This is a genomic window from Sedimentitalea nanhaiensis DSM 24252, from assembly GCF_000473225.1.
In the GTDB taxonomy this organism is placed as follows: domain Bacteria; phylum Pseudomonadota; class Alphaproteobacteria; order Rhodobacterales; family Rhodobacteraceae; genus Sedimentitalea; species Sedimentitalea nanhaiensis.
Genome location: NZ_KI421509.1, coordinates 2,835,397 through 2,851,876 on the forward strand (window position 1 = coordinate 2,835,397; position 16,480 = coordinate 2,851,876).

The 16,480-nt window shown below is 59.7% G+C and carries 15 protein-coding genes; 1 reads left to right on the top strand and 14 read right to left on the bottom strand.

All coding sequences use genetic code 11. The features are described 5' to 3' along the window. Positions 1-51: 51 nt before the first annotated feature. The 7 genes from NANH_RS0115740 to NANH_RS0115770 form a co-directional block, all read right to left on the bottom strand. Complete coding sequence (locus NANH_RS0115740; protein WP_027262907.1) at positions 52-597, bottom strand: VOC family protein; 546 nt, start codon at positions 595-597, stop codon at positions 52-54. Between the two features lie 65 nt (positions 598-662). Continuing rightward, on the bottom strand, positions 663-1,979 hold the full coding sequence (locus NANH_RS0115745; RefSeq protein ID WP_027262908.1) for a TRAP transporter large permease: 1,317 nt from the start codon (positions 1,977-1,979) through the stop codon (positions 663-665). After that, the gene (locus NANH_RS26390) at positions 1,976-2,527 is read right to left on the bottom strand and encodes a TRAP transporter small permease (protein WP_081710470.1); all 552 of its coding nucleotides are present in this window, start codon (positions 2,525-2,527) and stop codon (positions 1,976-1,978) included. The genes NANH_RS0115745 and NANH_RS26390 overlap by 4 nt, the downstream gene beginning before the upstream one ends. A 3-nt stretch (positions 2,528-2,530) precedes the next feature. Then, complete coding sequence (locus NANH_RS0115755; protein ID WP_027262909.1) at positions 2,531-3,562, bottom strand: TRAP transporter substrate-binding protein; 1,032 nt, start codon at positions 3,560-3,562, stop codon at positions 2,531-2,533. Between the two features lie 19 nt (positions 3,563-3,581). Further along, positions 3,582-3,770, bottom strand: coding sequence for a DUF2783 domain-containing protein (locus NANH_RS0115760; protein WP_027262910.1), 189 nt, complete (start codon positions 3,768-3,770; stop codon positions 3,582-3,584). Between the two features lies 1 nt (position 3,771). Continuing rightward, positions 3,772-5,400 (bottom strand): FAD-dependent oxidoreductase, encoded by a 1,629-nt coding sequence (locus NANH_RS0115765; RefSeq protein ID WP_027262911.1) that lies wholly within the window; start codon positions 5,398-5,400, stop codon positions 3,772-3,774. A gap of 24 nt (positions 5,401-5,424) precedes the next feature. Beyond that, entirely contained in the window at positions 5,425-6,375 is a 951-nt protein-coding gene (locus tag NANH_RS0115770) for an MBL fold metallo-hydrolase (protein WP_027262912.1), read from the bottom strand. Positions 6,376-6,548: 173 nt separating this feature from the next. On the opposite strand from NANH_RS0115770, the gene NANH_RS26395 reads away from it, so the two are divergent. Continuing rightward, positions 6,549-7,037, top strand: a complete 489-nt coding sequence (locus NANH_RS26395; RefSeq protein ID WP_036049933.1) for a MarR family winged helix-turn-helix transcriptional regulator — start codon at positions 6,549-6,551, stop codon at positions 7,035-7,037. A gap of 653 nt (positions 7,038-7,690) precedes the next feature. On the opposite strand, the gene gyrB is transcribed toward NANH_RS26395, so the two are convergent. The 7 genes from gyrB to NANH_RS0115815 form a co-directional block, all read right to left on the bottom strand. After that, positions 7,691-10,108 carry a DNA topoisomerase (ATP-hydrolyzing) subunit B gene (gene gyrB / locus NANH_RS0115785; RefSeq protein ID WP_027262913.1) on the bottom strand — a complete coding sequence of 806 codons (2,418 nt, stop codon included), beginning with the start codon at positions 10,106-10,108 and terminating at the stop codon, positions 7,691-7,693. Positions 10,109-10,185: 77 nt separating this feature from the next. Next, a complete protein-coding gene (locus NANH_RS0115790; protein WP_027262914.1) occupies positions 10,186-10,806 on the bottom strand; it encodes a LysE family translocator in 621 nt (206 codons plus the stop codon). After that, positions 10,803-11,903, bottom strand: coding sequence for a DNA replication/repair protein RecF (recF, locus tag NANH_RS0115795; protein WP_027262915.1), 1,101 nt, complete (start codon positions 11,901-11,903; stop codon positions 10,803-10,805). Before recF ends, NANH_RS0115790 begins: the two co-directional genes overlap by 4 nt. Before the next feature lie 40 nt (positions 11,904-11,943). Then, positions 11,944-13,062 (bottom strand): DNA polymerase III subunit beta, encoded by a 1,119-nt coding sequence (gene dnaN / locus NANH_RS0115800; protein WP_027262916.1) that lies wholly within the window; start codon positions 13,060-13,062, stop codon positions 11,944-11,946. A gap of 208 nt (positions 13,063-13,270) precedes the next feature. After that, positions 13,271-14,635, bottom strand: coding sequence for a chromosomal replication initiator protein DnaA (dnaA, locus tag NANH_RS0115805; protein ID WP_027262917.1), 1,365 nt, complete (start codon positions 14,633-14,635; stop codon positions 13,271-13,273). 592 nt (positions 14,636-15,227) lie between these two features. After that, positions 15,228-15,491, bottom strand: a complete 264-nt coding sequence (gene rpsT, locus NANH_RS0115810) for a 30S ribosomal protein S20 (protein WP_027262918.1) — start codon at positions 15,489-15,491, stop codon at positions 15,228-15,230. 169 nt (positions 15,492-15,660) lie between these two features. Next, positions 15,661-16,437: an enoyl-CoA hydratase gene (locus tag NANH_RS0115815; RefSeq protein WP_027262919.1), complete on the bottom strand. Its 777-nt coding sequence runs from the start codon at positions 16,435-16,437 to the stop codon at positions 15,661-15,663. Between the last annotated feature and the right edge of the window lie 43 nt (positions 16,438-16,480).

A 16,480-nucleotide genomic window follows, 5' to 3' on the forward strand; every position in this document is an offset into this window, starting at 1 on the left:
ATGATCGGGGGGCTGTGCGCCAAGGCGATCCCTGGCGCGCGGCAGTCCGTTTCAGATCTTTTTGTCCAGTTCCTTGGCGTGCAGCCAGTCGGCGTGTTTAGGTGCCTTCTTGGTCCGCGACCATTCTTCGAGCATATCCCATTTTACATCGTCCATGCGCGCCAGCATCGCCTCTTCCTCGGGGTCCGGGCAGGCCAGTTCGAGGCGGTGGCCGCTGGGATCAAAGAAATAGATCGAATGGAACAGCGAATGATCGGTGATGCCCAGGACCTCGACGCCATTGGCCTCAAGATGGTCCTTGAATTCGATCAGCGTATCGCGGTCCTTGACCTTGAAAGCGATGTGTTGGCACCAGATCGGTGTGTTCGGGTCGCGGCCCATCTCGGGTTTGGTCGGCAGCTCGAAGAACGCCAGCACATTGCCGTTCCCGGCATCCAGAAACAGGTGCATATAGGGATCCGGTTCGTGGGTCGATGGCACCTCGTCCTCGGCAATTGCCAGGATAAAGTCCATATTCAGGTTCTTACCGTACCATTCAACGGTTTCCTTGGCATCCTTGCAGCGATAGGCCACATGATGGATCTGTTCGATTTTCATTGGGTCCTCCTTTCCGAGGGTTCAGACAGGTTCAGTTTGACGGCGCGGCCCGATACCGCGCCGGTCTACATTGCCCCGACCAGCCAAAGCGACAGTGACGGGACCAGGATCAACAGGGCCAGCCGCAGGATATCGGCGACCCAGAACGGGAAAACGCCCCTGAAGATCGTGCCCAGCGAGACATCTTTCAGAACACCCTTGAGCACGAAGACATTCATCCCCACGGGCGGGGTGATCAGGCTGATCTCGGTGGCGACGACGACGACGATAGCAAACCAGATCAGCGCGTTTTCAGGGTCCATCAACAGTTCGTTGGTGAATTGCAACTCGAACATCAGCGGATAGAACACCGGAACCGTCAGCAGGATCATGGACAGACTTTCCAGCACGCAGCCCAACACCATGTAGACCAGGATGATAAACACGATGACCGCCCAGACCGGCAGTTCATTGTCGATTACAAACCCGGCCAACGCATCCGGCAGCCCGGCAAAATTCACAAAGTTGGTGAAGAGTTCCGCTCCGATGATGATTGCGAATATCATCGCCGTCGCCCGGACGCTGTCCAAGGTGGCGGCAAAGAACTCTTTCCACGACATGGTGCGCAGCACCGCCGCGATCACGAGAGAGGCGCCGGCGCCCATACCGGCAGCCTCGGTCGGGGTGAAAAACCCGCCATAGATGCCCACCATGATGAACAGGAACAGACCCAGCACGCTGCACAGGCCGATCATATCGGTGCGGCTCAGGGGATCGGGTTCGGATTGATCGGGCGCAAGTGCCGGGTTCAGGCGAACCGCGACCATCACCGCACCCAGATAAAGCGCAACGCCGATCAGGCCGGGGATGATCCCGGCGATGAACAGTTTGGCGATGTTGGTTTCGGTCAGCAGCCCATAGATGATCAGAATCACGCTGGGCGGGATCAGGATGCCCAATGTGCCGCCCGCCGCGATCGAACCGGTGGCGATCTTGTCGTCATAGCCGAACCGCCGCATCGATGGCATCGCGACCTTGGACATCGTTGCGGCCGTTGCCAGCGACGACCCGCAGACCGCCGAAAATCCGCCACAAGAAAACACCGACGCCATTGCCAGCCCGCCGCGCATCCGGCCGAACAGGCGGTTCGCCCCGGCAAACAGACCCTGCGCCACGCCCGATCCGGCCAGAATATTGCCCATGAAGATGAACAGCGGGATCACCGACAGGCTGTAAGACAGCGAGGTGTCGAATGCGACCTGGCCCGTCATTGCCCAGGCCGGTTCCCAACCGCGCATAAGGGCAAATCCGATGCCGCCCACGGCGGCCATCGCAAAGGCAATCGGCACCCGCAGCAGGATCAATGTGAGCAGGATCGCGAAACCGATCAGGGATTCCATCATGGCGCGCTCTCCAGTGTATCGGGATTGTCGCCGGGTTCGATTGGCGGCTGCAAACCGCGCAGGAAAGCGATGAAGGCGGACAAAAGACAGGATGCACCCGCCAAATAGCCAAACGGGGCCAATGGAATTTCCAATGCGTTTGTTACCGCCCCGTCCAAAGCCGATTTGTAGGCATGGCTGAACAAACGCCAGGCGAGGGTCGCCAGCAAGGCTGCGGAAAACAGCCCGGCAAAGGCCGCCAGCCACCGCTGGGCGGGTCCGGACAGTGCCATGTTCAGCAGATCGACCTCGACATGTTCGTTTTTCTCTGTGGTCAGGGGAAGGGCCATGAAAACCAGCGCGGCCAGCAGCAGTTCGGTCATTTCAAAAGCGCCTGCGAGTGGGGCATCCAGAACATAGCGTCCGGCCACGTCGATACAGGTGACAAAGGCCAGAACAAGCAGAACGACAGCGGCGCCGATCCCGAGGGTCCGGTCGAGCAGCAACCCGATGTCCAGCCCCCCGTTCTTGGGGGGCTGGACCGGAAATCGATGGCGAAGCCGTTCCATCGCTCAGTGCTCCACACCGGCCTGCGCACGCAGGTCCGCAAGGGCCGCGGCCCCGTCATAGCCGTCGCCGCTTATCTGTTCGGCCCAGGCCGCTTCGTGTTTGGCGGCGCTGGTCTTGATGTTTTCAAGAACCGGGGCAGGAGCGTCGTAGATTTCGATTCCAGCCTTGTCGATTGCAACCAGGGCCTTTTCGTCGGCATCGTTCCAGGCGGCACCCACGAGTTCGGCAAAGGCTTCGCCCGAGATCGCGTCGATCGCCGCACGGTCCTCTGCGGAAATCTCATTCCATTTGCCTTCGTTCATCACCAGGAACCAGGTGGTGTTATAAATCCCGCCGGGCACCCGCATGGAATATTTGATGTCGTCGGTCAGCTTGAACGCAGTCAGTGCCTCGTAGGTAAACGTCACCCCGTCGATTACGCCGCGCGACAGCTTTTCATACACCTCGGGGGAAGACATAAACAGCGTCGTCACCCCCAGATCTGTCATCAGGTCCGACACATAACCGCCCGGCACGCGGATTTTCAGCCCTTCGAAATCCCCGGTCTGTTCGATCTTGCGGACGTTGTTGTGAAACACCCCCGGCCCATGCACGAACAGCCCCAGCAGTTTGACGCCCTCGTGTTCGTCCTGCGCATCAAGCGAGCCGGAATAGACGTTCCAAAAGGCCTTGGACCCGGACACCGCATCATCGCCGACGAACGAAAACTGCCCGATCCGCGAGCGTGAGAACCGGTCGTCCGTGGTAAAGGAATGCAGACCGTAGGTGATGTCGGCAATGCCATCGGCGGCCATGTCGAAATGCGACGGCGGCGAGCCCATCGGCTTGGCCAGAACCCGCACGGTGACGCGTCCGTCGGTCACTTCCTTGACCTGTTTGGCCCAGGGCTTTATGGCCCCGACCACGATCGGGTGGCGCGGCGGCAGCCAGCTCGACAGCGCCAGTTCTGTTTGGGCAAGGGCGCTGGTCGTCAGACCGGCGGTTGTCATGGCCGCGCCGACAAGCAGCGCGAGCGCTTTCAGTTTCATCGTCATAGTGTCCTCCCTGGACTGTCTATTTTGCGGCGGCTGCGAGCGCTGCTTTCAGCACGTCGCGGTCGCCAATGTGGTTTGCCAAAATCAGGATGAGCCGCGCATTCAGCGCATCGCTCTGGGTTTTGTTCAGCCCGTCGTGCGTCGACAAAAGCGCTTCGTAAAAGTCATCCGGTCGGTCGATATTGGCCGTAAGGTTCAGATCGCCCATGTCAGCAGTCCTTTCCGGTGGCCCGGCGAACGGCTTGCCGGATCAGGTTTTCGTCAAAGCTCGTCCGCCGTGCCGCCACATGCTGATCCGGACGGATCAGGTAGACTGCGGAACTGGCGTCGCCCAGATAGCGTTCCGCCAGTTGGCCGGTCGGATCATCCGCTGCCGAAACCGCAACGCGGCGCAGGGTGATGCCGTCTTCGTCCAAGCTGTCGGGCGCATCGGCGTCAATCGTCAGCAGGACAAAATCGTCGCCGAACCGGGACAGCAGGAACCCATCCCCCAACGGCGCATCCGGACAGGCAGAGCCAGGCCGCGTGCGGGCCGGACCGGCCATCCCATCGGCAGAGTTCAGCGGAGATCCGTCATAGGTGCAGGGCACGCTGAGACGGCCGGAGTTGACCAGCGGGCGGGCGAAGGCGTGATGTTCGCTCAGGTCCAGCACCGCGTCGCGGAATATCTGGCTGATCTCGGATTTCGGGGTGATGAAATCGGTGGACCGGGTCGAGTTCAGGATATTTTCGTCGGCTCCGTAAACCCGTTCCGTGTCATAGGTATCCAGCAGCGTGTGCGGTGCCTTGCCCTCGATCACCAGACCCAGTTTCCAGCCCAGGTTGTCGACATCCTGCATGCCCGAATTGGCGCCACGTGCGCCAAAGGGCGACACCTGATGCGCCGCGTCCCCGGCGAACAACACCCGACCGGATCGGAAATGTTCCATCCGCTTGCACTGGAAAGTATAGATCGACGACCAGACCAATTCATATTCGACGTCCGCGCCCAGCATCGCATCCAGACGGGTGCGGATGTTTTCCTCTTTCAGTTCTTCGGCGCGGTCAACATCCCAGCCGATCTGAAAATCGATGCGCCAGACATCGTCCGGTTGCTTGTGCAACAGCGTCGACGCCCCGGATTTGAACGGCGGATCAAACCAGAACCAGCGTTCGGTCGGGAATGTCGTGTTGCCCTTCATCTTGATGTCGGCAATCAGGAAACTGTCCTGAAATACCCGCCCGGTGAAATCCAGACCCATCATCCGACGCAGCGGCGAACTGGCCCCATCGCAACCGATCAGCCAATCCGCTTCGAGCGTATAGGGGCCATCCGGCGTCATCACCGTCAGCACCACGTGATCGTCCTTGACCTGAACCGTATCGACCCGGTTCTTTCCCCGGATTTCGATCGGTGCGCCTTGCGCCTGCAATTCGCGCGCGCGATCAATCATGAACTGTTCGAAATACGGCTGCTGCATATTGATGAAAGCCGGGTATTTGTGGCCTTCTTCGGGCAGCAGGTTGAATTCGAACACCTGGCGGTCCTGATGGAACACCTTGCCGACGTTCCAGACAACGCCCTTGTCCAGCATCGGTTCACCACAACCATAGCGGTCGGCGATTTCAAGACAGCGCTTGGCAAAGCAGATTGCGCGACTGCCCATGCCGACGCCTTCGTGGTCGTCCAACACCAGCACCGGAATGCCCTGCCGCCCCAGATCGAGCGCGGTGGCCATGCCAATTGGGCCGCCGCCCATGACCACGACCGGGTGGCGCACCGGCACCTCCTGGTCCTGATCGGTTGAACGTTCGTAAGGGTAGGCCCTGAAGGCCAGCGTATACCTGTCGTCAAACATCGTGTTTCCTCCTCCCTTTGGTCCTCAGCCCTGCAACGCGTCCCACATTTCCAGATCGCGCTGCGCGGTCCAGATGCGCGGCGTGTCGATACCGCGCGCTTCGTCATAGGCACGGGCGACGTTGAAAGGCAGGCAATGCTCGTAAATTGCAAAGTCCTTGAACTTCGGATCACAGGCTTCGCGCGCCGCGTCCCAGGCCTCTTTCAGGCTCCCGCCCCTTGACGCCACGCGGGCGGCAGGAAGGTAAGTGCTTTGCACGAAATCACGGGTGCTTTCCAACGCAGCACTCACCATGTCCTTGCCGACCAACGCATCGCCCCGTCCCGGTGCGATGGCGTCGACGTCAAAGGCGGCGATGTTGTCGAGCGTGTTACCCCAATCGGCGAAATGCCCGTCGCCGCAATAGCAGGCGGAATGGTATTCCACGATGTCACCGGTGAACATCACGTTCTGATCCGGCACGTGAATGACGATGTCCCCGGCGGTGTGGGCGCGTCCCAGATGCATCAGATCGACTCGGCGATTGCCGAGATAGACCGTCATGTCGTCACTGAACGTGGTTGTCGGCCAGGTCAGTCCGGGGATGCTCTCGTGGCCTTCAAACAGGCGCGGGAAGCGTTGGAATTCGCTGTCCCAGTCTTCCTGTCCGCGTTCCACGACCATGGCGCGGGCCTGTTCACCCATGATGATCTGATCGGCGCCAAAGGCCGATGCCCCCAACACGCGCACCGCGTGGTAATGGGTCAGAACCACATGGCTGATTGGCTTGTCGGTGATTTCGCGGACCTTTTCGATCACCTTTTTTGCCAGACGCGGTGTGGCCTGGGCTTCGACGATCATCACGCTGTCGTCGCCGATGATGACACCGCTGTTTGGGTCGCCCTCGGCGGTAAAGGCCCAAAGCCCATCACCCACTTCGGTGAAAGTAATGTTTTTCTCGCCCAGGTCTCCCTGGGACGCAAATGCCTTGGCCATCCGTGATCCTCCTTTGCGCGCCCGACCGGAACGTGTTGACAGGCCGGGTGCAGTGCTCAATTTCTTGCCGTAGCGGCATCTAGATTCGTTTCACTGGAAACGTTTTTCCTTGCAGTGGCCGTAGATGTCAATATCATTTCGATTGCAACGATAATTTTCGGAAGCGTTCAGCCATGAAACCTAATGATTTCAATCTCTCAGGCTTTCTGCCCTACAAGCTCGCTGTTCTGGCGTCGCGGATCAGCAAGGTGCTGTCCACGATATATGAAGAGCGTTTCGGCCTTTCGATGCCAGAATGGCGGGTGCTGGTGCACGTGGCGCGCTGCGAAAAGGTGTCGGTTCGCGACATACACAATTGCGTCAACCTGGAAAAACCCCGCGTCAGCCGCGCCGTCGCAAAAATGGTCGAGGCCGGACTGCTTGCCAAGACGGCGAGCACCAGAGATCAGCGGCTTGTCGAAATCGAACTGACCGAGGCCGGGCAGCGGGTGCTGAACGATATCATTCCTGAAGCGATGTCGTTCCAGGCCCGGCTTATGGGGGCGTTTTCCGAAGACGAAGCGAGTCACTTTGATGACTTGATCGAACAGCTTCATGACGAATTGGACAAGCATGCCAACGCCCCAAGACGGTCCAGCATGGACACCAACATTTCGGATTGACCCGATGAGACGCCTGTCGACGGGCTACAAACAGAACACAAAACCGAATTGTCGAGGAGACACCAGCATGGCTGTCAATCTGCAATATCCCTTGCCTCCGGTCTCGCGGCCCCATTCCCAAGAACTGGATCCGGTGGTGGGCCAATTCAGGTGGGACAAAATGATTCTGGTTCTGTGATGCAGCCAATTTGCGGGTAAAGCTGTGCGAGTTCGGTTCTGATTCCGTGGGGTATTAACTGACAGTTGGCCTTCGTACGGGCGGAGTTGCGGGATTGTGTCCATATCCGAACTTCCGTCTTCAGGATGGCATCATCCGGAATGCGTCTGTCGATGCATTGGCGTGCGAGGATGCTCAGTTCGCATTCGGCGATGTTGAGCCAGAAGCCGTGTTTTGGCGTGGAATGCTACTGGGATCCGTCGACGATACGGCGGGCATCGGCTGGCGAGAATGGCCAAAGACTGACCGTAGACTGGATTGAAGATTAACTCAGGTTTAGCAGGGAAGTGGCGATTTTGGCGCGACCCCCTAAGTCCGCCATCCTGGTGAAAATTTCGCAAGCCATTGAATAAGTAATATTATAATCTCAGACGCCTTGCGGGCGGCGTGCACCTAAATGCGCGCCGCTCAATTTTATGTGCTTCCCTACAAAACTTCAGAAGTCCAGATTCTCCACACTCAGCGCGTTTTTCTGAATGAATTCGCGTCGGGGTTCGACGACATCGCCCATCAGTTTCGTGAAGAGATCGTCGGCTTCGGCCATATCCTCGACCCGGACTTGCAACAATGTCCGGGCATCCGGGTCCAGCGTTGTTTCCCACAGCTGGCTCGGGTTCATTTCACCAAGTCCCTTGTAGCGCTGAAGGCTCAGGCCCTTGGCGCCCTCATCAAGGATCGCGTCCAGCAAACCCAGCGGACCATAGATGGCTTGCGCGCGGTCCTTGCGCACCAGCGTTGCCGCAATCGAATAGATGTCCTGCAGGCTTTGAGTGAAGCTACCGGTCTTGCGGGCTTCGCCCGAGCGCAGCATTGGGCCGTCCAGGGTGCGCACCTCTTCGACGCCGCGCAGGATGCGTGCTAGGCGGATGCCGTGATCCTGGGTGATCCGACCTTGCCAGCCGCGTTCGTATTCGACCGCGATCAGATCCAGACGCGTTGCCACCTTGTCGGCGACACCTTGCAGATCGGAATCCACCGCGCCGGGTACAAAGGCACCGGCAACGGCAGCCTGTTCCAATATGTGGCGTGGATAGTGGGTGGGGAATGCGTCCAGTACCCGGCGCAATTGGCGGGCTTCATCCACAACACGCGTCAGATCCGCGCCAGCGATCTCTTCGCCCGACCCCAGCCGCAGGGCGGCACCTTCGACGCCCTGTTGGATCAGGTAGTCATCCAACGCCATCTGGTCCTTCAGATAGACTTCGGACTTGCCGCGCGCGACCTTGTAGAGTGGCGGTTGCGCAATGTATAGAAATCCGCCCTCGATCAACTCGGGCATCTGCCGATAGAAGAATGTCAGCAGCAATGTGCGGATATGCGCGCCATCGACATCGGCATCGGTCATGATGACGATCTTGTGGTAACGCAACTTGCCGATGTTGAATTCGTCCCGCCCGATGCCGGTGCCGAGCGCCACCACCAGATTGCCGATCTCCTGGCTGGACAGCATCCGGTCGAAACGCGCGCGTTCAACGTTCAGGATCTTGCCGCGCAGGGGCAGCACCGCCTGGGTGCGGCGATCGCGCCCGGTCTGAGCCGACCCACCGGCGCTGTCCCCCTCGACCAGAAAGAGTTCCGTCTTGGACGGGTCCTTTTCGGAACAATCCTTGAGCTTTCCGGCCAGGTAATTCACGTCCATCGCGGTCTTGCGACGGGTCAGTTCACGCGCCTTGCGGGCGGCTTCGCGGGCCATTGCGGCTTCGACGATCTTGCCAACGATGATCTTGGCCTGGTTCGGGTTTTCCTCAAACCATTCGGACAGCTTTTCGTTGATCAACCCCTCGACCGCCGGGCGGACCTCGGAACTGACCAGCTTGTCCTTGGTTTGGCTGGAAAACTTCGGGTCCGGAACTTTGACCGACAGTACACAGGTCAGCCCCTCGCGGGCATCGTCGCCGGTAAAGTTGATCTTTTCCTTTTTGGCGATGCCACTGGACTGGGCATAGCTGTTGATCGTCCGGGTCAATGCGCCGCGAAAGCCCGCTATATGGGTGCCGCCATCGCGTTGTGGAATGTTGTTGGTAAACGGCAGTACCGATTCATGGTAGCTGTCGTTCCACCACATCGCCACCTCGATGCCGATATCGTCACGCTCGCCAGTGATGAAGATCGGCTCGTCCATGACCGACGACTTGTGCCGGTCCAGGTATTTGACGAATTCCTTGACGCCGCCTTCATAAAACAGCTCGCTGCGCAGGGCTTCGGCGGGGCGCTCGTCGATTAGGATGATCCGCACACCGGAATTGAGAAAAGCCAGTTCGCGCAGGCGGCGTTCCAGGATTTCGAACGAATATTCCAGATTGGAGAACGTATCGGTCGAGGCCAGAAAGCGTACCTCGGTTCCGGTATGGCCCCCGGACTCTCCGACGATCTTCAGCGACTCTGCCGTGTCGCCATGGTGGAACCGGGCAAAATGCTCTTTGCCGTCGCGCCAGACGCGCAGTTCCAACCAGTCCGAAAGCGCGTTGACCACAGAGACGCCGACACCGTGCAACCCGCCGGAGACCTTGTAGGAGTTGCTGTCGAACTTTCCGCCCGCGTGCAGCTGGGTCATGATGACCTCGGCGGCCGAAACGCCTTCTTCCTCGTGGATGCCAACCGGAATTCCACGGCCATTGTCACTGACAGAAACGCTGTTGTCGGCGTGAATCTTGACCGTTACCGCGTCTGCGTGGCCTGCCAGCGCCTCGTCGATGCCATTGTCCACCACCTCGTAGACCATGTGGTGCAAACCCGAACCATCATCAGTATCTCCGATATACATGCCCGGACGCTTGCGAACAGCATCCAAGCCCTTGAGAACCTTGATAGAATCTGCGCCATACTCTTGTGGCGCATTTACGTCGTCCGACATCCGGGTCTTCCTTGTTTTTCTGACCTTCATATACGGCTTATTGCGGGGGATGTCACGTGATCGCCCCATATTTTGTGTCATGTAAAGGGGATTGCGACCCCAACCAGGATCAGCAGAATCCCGGCCACCAGATTGGTGCGCCGCAGCGCCGCAGGAGACCCCAGAACCGCACGCAGTCTGCTGACCATACCGGCCAGCATCAGGTTGCCAGAAAGCGGTACCAGCTGCGACACCAGAACGATCGCCGCGATGTCCCAGCCGGTCAGCGAGCGCAGGTCGAAAAAGCCCGGCAGCAGGCCCATATAAAACAGCACCGCCTTGGGGTTGCCCAGAATGATGACGACCCCGGCCGTAAAGCCGGCCCACGCACCGGGGCGGGTCAGACGGCTGTCGGCACCGATGACGCGACCGGCGTTGCGGATGGTCAGAACGCCCATGGTCAGGAACATGAGCGCGGCGATCGGTTTCAGGATCATCGCGGCGGCGGTAAATTCGCTTACCACCCAGCTGACGCCCAGGATCGCCAGCAGCGGCCACAGCATGTCGCCGACCACCACCCCCAGCGTCAGCGGCCAGGCGGCCGCGAACCCGCCCGACATGGCACGGGCGATCACCGCCATCCAGACCGGCCCCGGCGTGATGAACAGGATGAAGACCGCGCTTGCGTACAGCAGCAGATCGACGGCGGACAGGGTCATAAGGCTGTGACTTTCGACACGCCATCGACCTCGGTGACGTGCAGTTCCTGCGCGCGGTCGCCAAGCTCGGCAAACAGCTCCGGGCCGGTGCCTGACATCCAGGCCTGCGCACCCAGGGCGCAGATTTCATCATACAAGGCGGCGCGGCGTTGCGCATCCAGATGGGCGGCGACCTCGTCCAAAAGCAGGATCGGCGGTGCGCCGATCTGTTCGAACAGCGCGCGCGCATTGGCCAGGATCAAAGAGACCAGCAATGCCTTTTGCTCGCCGGTCGAGCTATCCCGCGCGGGAACGCCCTTGGCGGCGTAGACACCGTAAAGATCGGCGCGGTGCGGGCCGACTAGCGTGCGCCCCGCCGCCAAGTCGCGAAAGCGGCTTTCGGCCAATGCTTCGCGCAAGTCATCGGCGCTGGCAGGCATCTCGCCTTCGGTCTGGGTGAGGTCCAGCTCGGCCACCGGAAACGCGGTTTCCGTCCTCGCCTGTGCCGCGCTCAACAGATCTAGCGTCTGACACCGGTTTTGGTGAATCATGTGGCCTGCCCGGGCCATCTGCGCTTCGAGCGCACCGTACCAGCCAGCGTCGCGCACCTGCTCCTTGAGCAGGCGGTTACGCTCGCGCATGGCCTTTTCGTAGGTCAGCGAGACATCCGCATGATCGGGTACAAAACTCAGGGTCATGCGGTCCAGAAACCTTCGCCGCCCCTCGGCCCCTTCAGTCCACAGCCGGTCCATGGCCGGAATCAGCCACAAGACCCGTGCGATCCGCCCAAGCGCAACCTGGCTGGCCGCCTTGTTGTCGATCCGAACCTGCCGCGCCGCGCCGTTTTCCGACCAGGTTTCGATCTCACTCGCCCGGCCCTCGGCGTCAATCACCGCCGAGACTTTCCAGCCAAGCCCCTCGGGGCGGCGGGTCATATCCGATGCGCTTGACCGACGCAGGCCGCGTCCCGGCGACAGCAGCGATACGGCTTCCAGGATGTTGGTCTTGCCGGCACCGTTCATCCCGTGAATGGCGATGGGGCGACCGTCGAGCTCAATTCGCGCCGTCATATGCGAGCGGAAATGGGACAGTCTGAGTTGGGTCAGAGCCAGAGGCATGCCTGCCGCGTCTTTCCGGGCCGACGATGTCCGGTGCGGGTCAGACACGCATCGGCATGACCACATAAACCGCGCTTTGGTCGTTGCCTTCGCGCATCAGCGTGGGATCGCCGGATGAATTGAACATGAACACTGCGTTTTCGCGGTCCACCTGACTGGCAATCTCCAGCAGGTACTTGGCGTTAAAGCCGATTTCCAGGCGCTCGTCGGCATAGGCCACGGCCAGTTCCTCTTCTGCGGCACCGCTGTCCGGTGCGTTGACCGACAGAATCAACCGGTCTTCTTCCAACTGCAGCTTGACCGCGCGCGAGCGTTCCGACGAGACGGTCGCCACACGATCCACCGCCTGGGCGAACTCGGCCGCATCGACTTCAAGCCGACGGGTGTTGCCCTGCGGAATGACGCGGGTGTAGTCGGGAAAGGTGCCGTCGATTACCTTGGAGGTCAGGGTGATGTCGGGCGTGGCAAAGCGGACCTTGGTTTCGCTGACCGAAACGGCGATCGCCATCTCATCGTCATCCAGCAGCTTGCGCATTTCACCCACGGTCTTGCGGGGGACGATCACGCCGGGCATATCTCCGGCCCCATTCGGCAAATCGGCGTCGATCCGGGCCAGCCGGTGACCGTCGGTCGCCACGCAGCGCAGTACCTTGCCGCCCTCGGACTCGGCCACATGCATGTAGACGCCATTGAGATAATAGCGTGTCTCTTCAGTGGAAATTGCGAATTTCGATTTGTCGAACAATCGCCGCAGCATCGCCGCAGGGGCGGAAAAGTTCGAGTCGTATTCCGAGGTCGCCATGACCGGAAAATCTTCCTTGGGCAGGGTGGCCAGCGAAAAGTTCGACCGCCCGGCTTCGACTGTCAGGCGCCCCGCTGCGCTGTCCGCCGTCAGTGTCACAAGCGCGCCGTCCGGCAGCTTGCGCACGATTTCATGCAGGGTGGTGGCCGCCACGGTTGTCGCCCCTGCGCGTTCCACCTGTGCCGGGGCCTTGTCGACCACTTCGATATCCAGATCGGTGGCGCGGAAATGCACCTCATCGCCCTCGGCTTCAATCAGGACATTGGCAAGGATCGGGATCGTGTTGCGGCGTTCCACAACCGATTGCGCCTGCGACACGGCCTTCAATAGCGCGCCGCGTTCGATGCTGAGCTTCATATCCTTCGATCCTCTGTTAAGGCGGGGAAGGGCAAACTAGCCGTTTACCCCGACAGCACAAGTTTTTTGTGAATTTGTCCGCCGGAATGAGTCAGCCGTCAAGGGGCGGAGACAAGGCAGTTTCCGGGTATTGCATCCTCGCAATCCGTGAACCGTTGGAACCGGGTGCCGTATGGGCACCCGGTTCATAGCGCAAGACAGGTCTGGATCAGGCTTCGAGCGTCCGCCGCAGCATCTCCACGTCTTCTGCGATCTGCCCGTCGGTCAGTTTCAGTTCCTCGATCCGTTTGACCCCGTGCATCACCGTGGTGTGGTCGCGTCCGCCAAATCGGCGGCCGATCTCGGGCAGAGACCGGCTGGTCAACTGCTTGGCAAGATACATCGCCACCTGACGCGGGCGTGCGTAAGAGCGCAACCGCTTGGGTCCGATGATGTCGGACAGCCGGATGTTGTAGTAATCCGATACTTTGCGCTGGATTTCTTCGACGGTGATCTTGCGTTCGCTGGCGCGCAACACATCGGCCAGACAGTCCTGCGTCAGTTCCATGTCGATTTCGCGCCCGACCAGCGAGGCGAAAGCGAACAGCCGGGTCAGCGCGCCTTCAAGCACACGCACGTTGGTCGAGATCCGCTGCGCAAGGAACTCCAGCACGCCATTTGCGATTTCCAGCCCCGGATAGCTGTCGCGATACTGCTGCACCTTGGTTTGCAGGATGCCCAGCCGCAGTTCGTAGTCGGTTGGATGCAGATCCACCACCAGACCGCATTGCAGGCGCGACTTGACGCGATCCTCGAGATCCTTGATCTCGCCCGGCGCACGGTCGGCGGAAATGATGATCTGCTTGTTCTGGTCCACCAGCGCGTTGAAGGTGTGAAAGAACTCTTCCTGCGTGCTGTCCTTACCGGCGATAAACTGGACGTCATCGACCATCAGCACGTCGACCGAGCGGAACAGTTCCTTGAAATCCATCATCTTGCGTTCGCGCAGGGCCTGGACAAAGCGGTACATGAACTGTTCGGCTGACAGATACAGGACGTTCAGTTCCGGTTTGCGGGCGCGCAGATCCCAGGCGATGGCGTGCATCAGATGGGTCTTGCCCAGTCCGACGCCACCATACAGCACCAGGGGATTAAAGGTGACAGGGCCGCCTTCGCTGACGCGCCGCGCCGCGGCATGGGCGAGTTCGTTCGGCTTGCCGACAACAAACGAGTCAAAGGTAAAGCGCGCGTCCAGCGGTGCGGCCTGTAACGCATCGTGGCGTGCGGTGGACTCGGCCGCAGGTGTCGGGGTCTCTGGGGCGACAACCCGTGGAGCGGGGCGTACCGGTACATTGGCAGCGACACGGAAAGCGACCCGCTGCACCTTGGTGCCCGACGTGTTCAGTTCATACAGGATCAGGTCGGCGAAATTCTGGCTGACGTAATTGCCCATGAAGTTGGTCGGTACGTTGAAGATGGCCACCCCATCCTGCAGGTGGGCGAACTCCAGCGGTTCGATCCAGGTGGTATAGTTGTTCTGCCCCACTGTTTTGAGCAGTCGTTGTCTGAGTTGACCCCATTTTTCTTGTGTCATGCAGCGCCTCACGCATCCCAATTATGGCCTTGTGGCCTTTCCCCTTGTTTGACCGGAGTTCAATCCGGCAGGATTCACAGCACAGGATATGAGTGCACCAGCCGCATGGCTGGCACCGTCGGCGCCGCAAATCAATGGCGCCGCAGTGACGATGAGGCATCGGCTATCCTGCATCCCGACAGGATGTTTAGATCGACACAACTTCGTTACACACTCATGTTATGACAGGGCCGCAAACCGGTGAGTAGCCGGTTAGTGCAGCAGGCTGAAGCAGTCGGTTTGGCAGCCGGACCGTTCAACAATCGTCATCGCTCATGAACCCAATGCCCGTAGAGTCTGAATGATGACTGCCTGTCCCCCCAAGCAAGTGAATCGCTGAGTACAGTGGTAGCAATTTCGGGTGTGAAGCGGCAATGAAACTATGGTGTTGACTCGGCGATTGGGTGCAAAGAATCTATCCGAGGGCGAAAAGGCCACACTATCTATGCGGTAAATAACGCACCAGATATGCAACTATAGGGAGAATCAAAAAGGGCGCTGCCGGAGCAACGCCTTTTGGTATCATGTCTTTCAACTTGGCCGGTATCGCGACTCAGCCCAGAGATTTGACTCTGGATGTCAGGCGCGACATCTTGCGCGCTGCGGTGTTCTTGTGGAACACGCCTTTGGTGACGCCACGCATCAATTCGGGCTGCGCTGCACGCAGAGCAGCAGTTGCCACATCCTTGTCTCCCGTCTCGATTGCTTCTTCGACTTTGCGCAGGTAGGTGCGGATGCGCGACCGGCGGGCTTTGTTAACGGCAAAGCGGCGCTCGTTCTGGCGGGCGCGTTTCTTGGATTGCGGCGAATTGGCCATGGTATCAACCTTTGTTCGAGTTCAGTTCACTTCTGCAACGCAGCGACAACCCGACCCAAGGAACGATCCATCGGTATGATTCTAGCCTGAGCGGGCCGCACGCGCATGTATGACCGCGCCCAATATCCAAGTTTTTTCGGTTTGCCAACCAGAATCGTGATTTCCTGCGCTACTTGTCGCGGAACTGCGCCGTGCGTTTTTCAAGGAACGCCGCCATGCCTTCCTTCTGGTCCTCGGTTGCGAACATCGAATGAAACACCCGGCGTTCGAACAACAGGCCTTCGGAAAGCGTGGTCTCATAGCTGCGATTGACCGATTCCTTGGCCGCCATCGTCGCCATCATCGACTTTTCCGCGATCTTGGTGGCTGCGCTCATCGCTTCTTCCATCAGCTTCTTGGCCGGAACCACCCGGCTGACCAGCCCGCTGCGCTCGGCCTCTTCGGCGGTCATGAAGCGGCCGGTCAGGTTCATGTCCATGGATTTGGACTTGCCCACGAACCGGGTCAGGCGCTGCGTTCCACCCAGGCCCGCAATCACACCAAGGTTGATTTCCGGCTGGCCGAACTTGGCGGTATCCGCCGCGATGATGAAATCGCAAGCCATCGCCAGCTCACATCCCCCCCCCAGAGCATAGCCCGCAACGGCGGCGATGATCGGTTTGCGGATCCGCACGATCCGGTTACTGACATCGGCAAACAGGTTGATGGTGAACACGTCGCCGAAACTCATCTCGGACATTTCCTTGATGTCCGCACCGGCGGCAAAGGCCTTGTCCGAGCCGGTGATGACAATGCAGCGTGCCTTGTCATTTGCGTCTGCCTCTTCCAGGGCCTGACACAACTCGCTGAGAAGCTGGGTGTTCAGGGCGTTCAGGGCATCGGGGCGGTTCAGTTTGATCAGGGCAACGTGGTCATCGACTTCGACGTTGATCGTCTCAAAGGCCATGGAATATGCTTTCGTTTGTTCCGTTCAGGGCCGACTCCTTAAC

Excerpts from the sequence above, each read along its gene's own strand:
- dnaN (WP_027262916.1), bottom strand. The coding sequence starts at position 13,062 with ATGAAGCTCAGCATCGAACGCGGCGCGCTATTGAAGGCCGTGTCGCAG.
- NANH_RS0115745 (WP_027262908.1), bottom strand. The coding sequence starts at position 1,979 with ATGATGGAATCCCTGATCGGTTTCGCGATCCTGCTCACATTGATCCTG.
- recF (WP_027262915.1), bottom strand. The coding sequence starts at position 11,903 with ATGCCTCTGGCTCTGACCCAACTCAGACTGTCCCATTTCCGCTCGCAT.
- NANH_RS0115815 (WP_027262919.1), bottom strand. The coding sequence starts at position 16,437 with ATGGCCTTTGAGACGATCAACGTCGAAGTCGATGACCACGTTGCCCTG.
- NANH_RS0115765 (WP_027262911.1), bottom strand. The coding sequence starts at position 5,400 with ATGTTTGACGACAGGTATACGCTGGCCTTCAGGGCCTACCCTTACGAA.
- gyrB (WP_027262913.1), bottom strand. The coding sequence starts at position 10,108 with ATGTCGGACGACGTAAATGCGCCACAAGAGTATGGCGCAGATTCTATC.
- NANH_RS0115770 (WP_027262912.1), bottom strand. The coding sequence starts at position 6,375 with ATGGCCAAGGCATTTGCGTCCCAGGGAGACCTGGGCGAGAAAAACATT.
- dnaA (WP_027262917.1), bottom strand. The coding sequence starts at position 14,635 with ATGACACAAGAAAAATGGGGTCAACTCAGACAACGACTGCTCAAAACA.
- NANH_RS0115760 (WP_027262910.1), bottom strand. The coding sequence starts at position 3,770 with ATGGGCGATCTGAACCTTACGGCCAATATCGACCGACCGGATGACTTT.
- rpsT (WP_027262918.1), bottom strand. The coding sequence starts at position 15,491 with ATGGCCAATTCGCCGCAATCCAAGAAACGCGCCCGCCAGAACGAGCGC.
- NANH_RS0115790 (WP_027262914.1), bottom strand. The coding sequence starts at position 10,806 with ATGACCCTGTCCGCCGTCGATCTGCTGCTGTACGCAAGCGCGGTCTTC.
- NANH_RS26395 (WP_036049933.1), top strand. The coding sequence starts at position 6,549 with ATGAAACCTAATGATTTCAATCTCTCAGGCTTTCTGCCCTACAAGCTC.
- NANH_RS26390 (WP_081710470.1), bottom strand. The coding sequence starts at position 2,527 with ATGGAACGGCTTCGCCATCGATTTCCGGTCCAGCCCCCCAAGAACGGG.
- NANH_RS0115740 (WP_027262907.1), bottom strand. The coding sequence starts at position 597 with ATGAAAATCGAACAGATCCATCATGTGGCCTATCGCTGCAAGGATGCC.
- NANH_RS0115755 (WP_027262909.1), bottom strand. The coding sequence starts at position 3,562 with ATGACGATGAAACTGAAAGCGCTCGCGCTGCTTGTCGGCGCGGCCATG.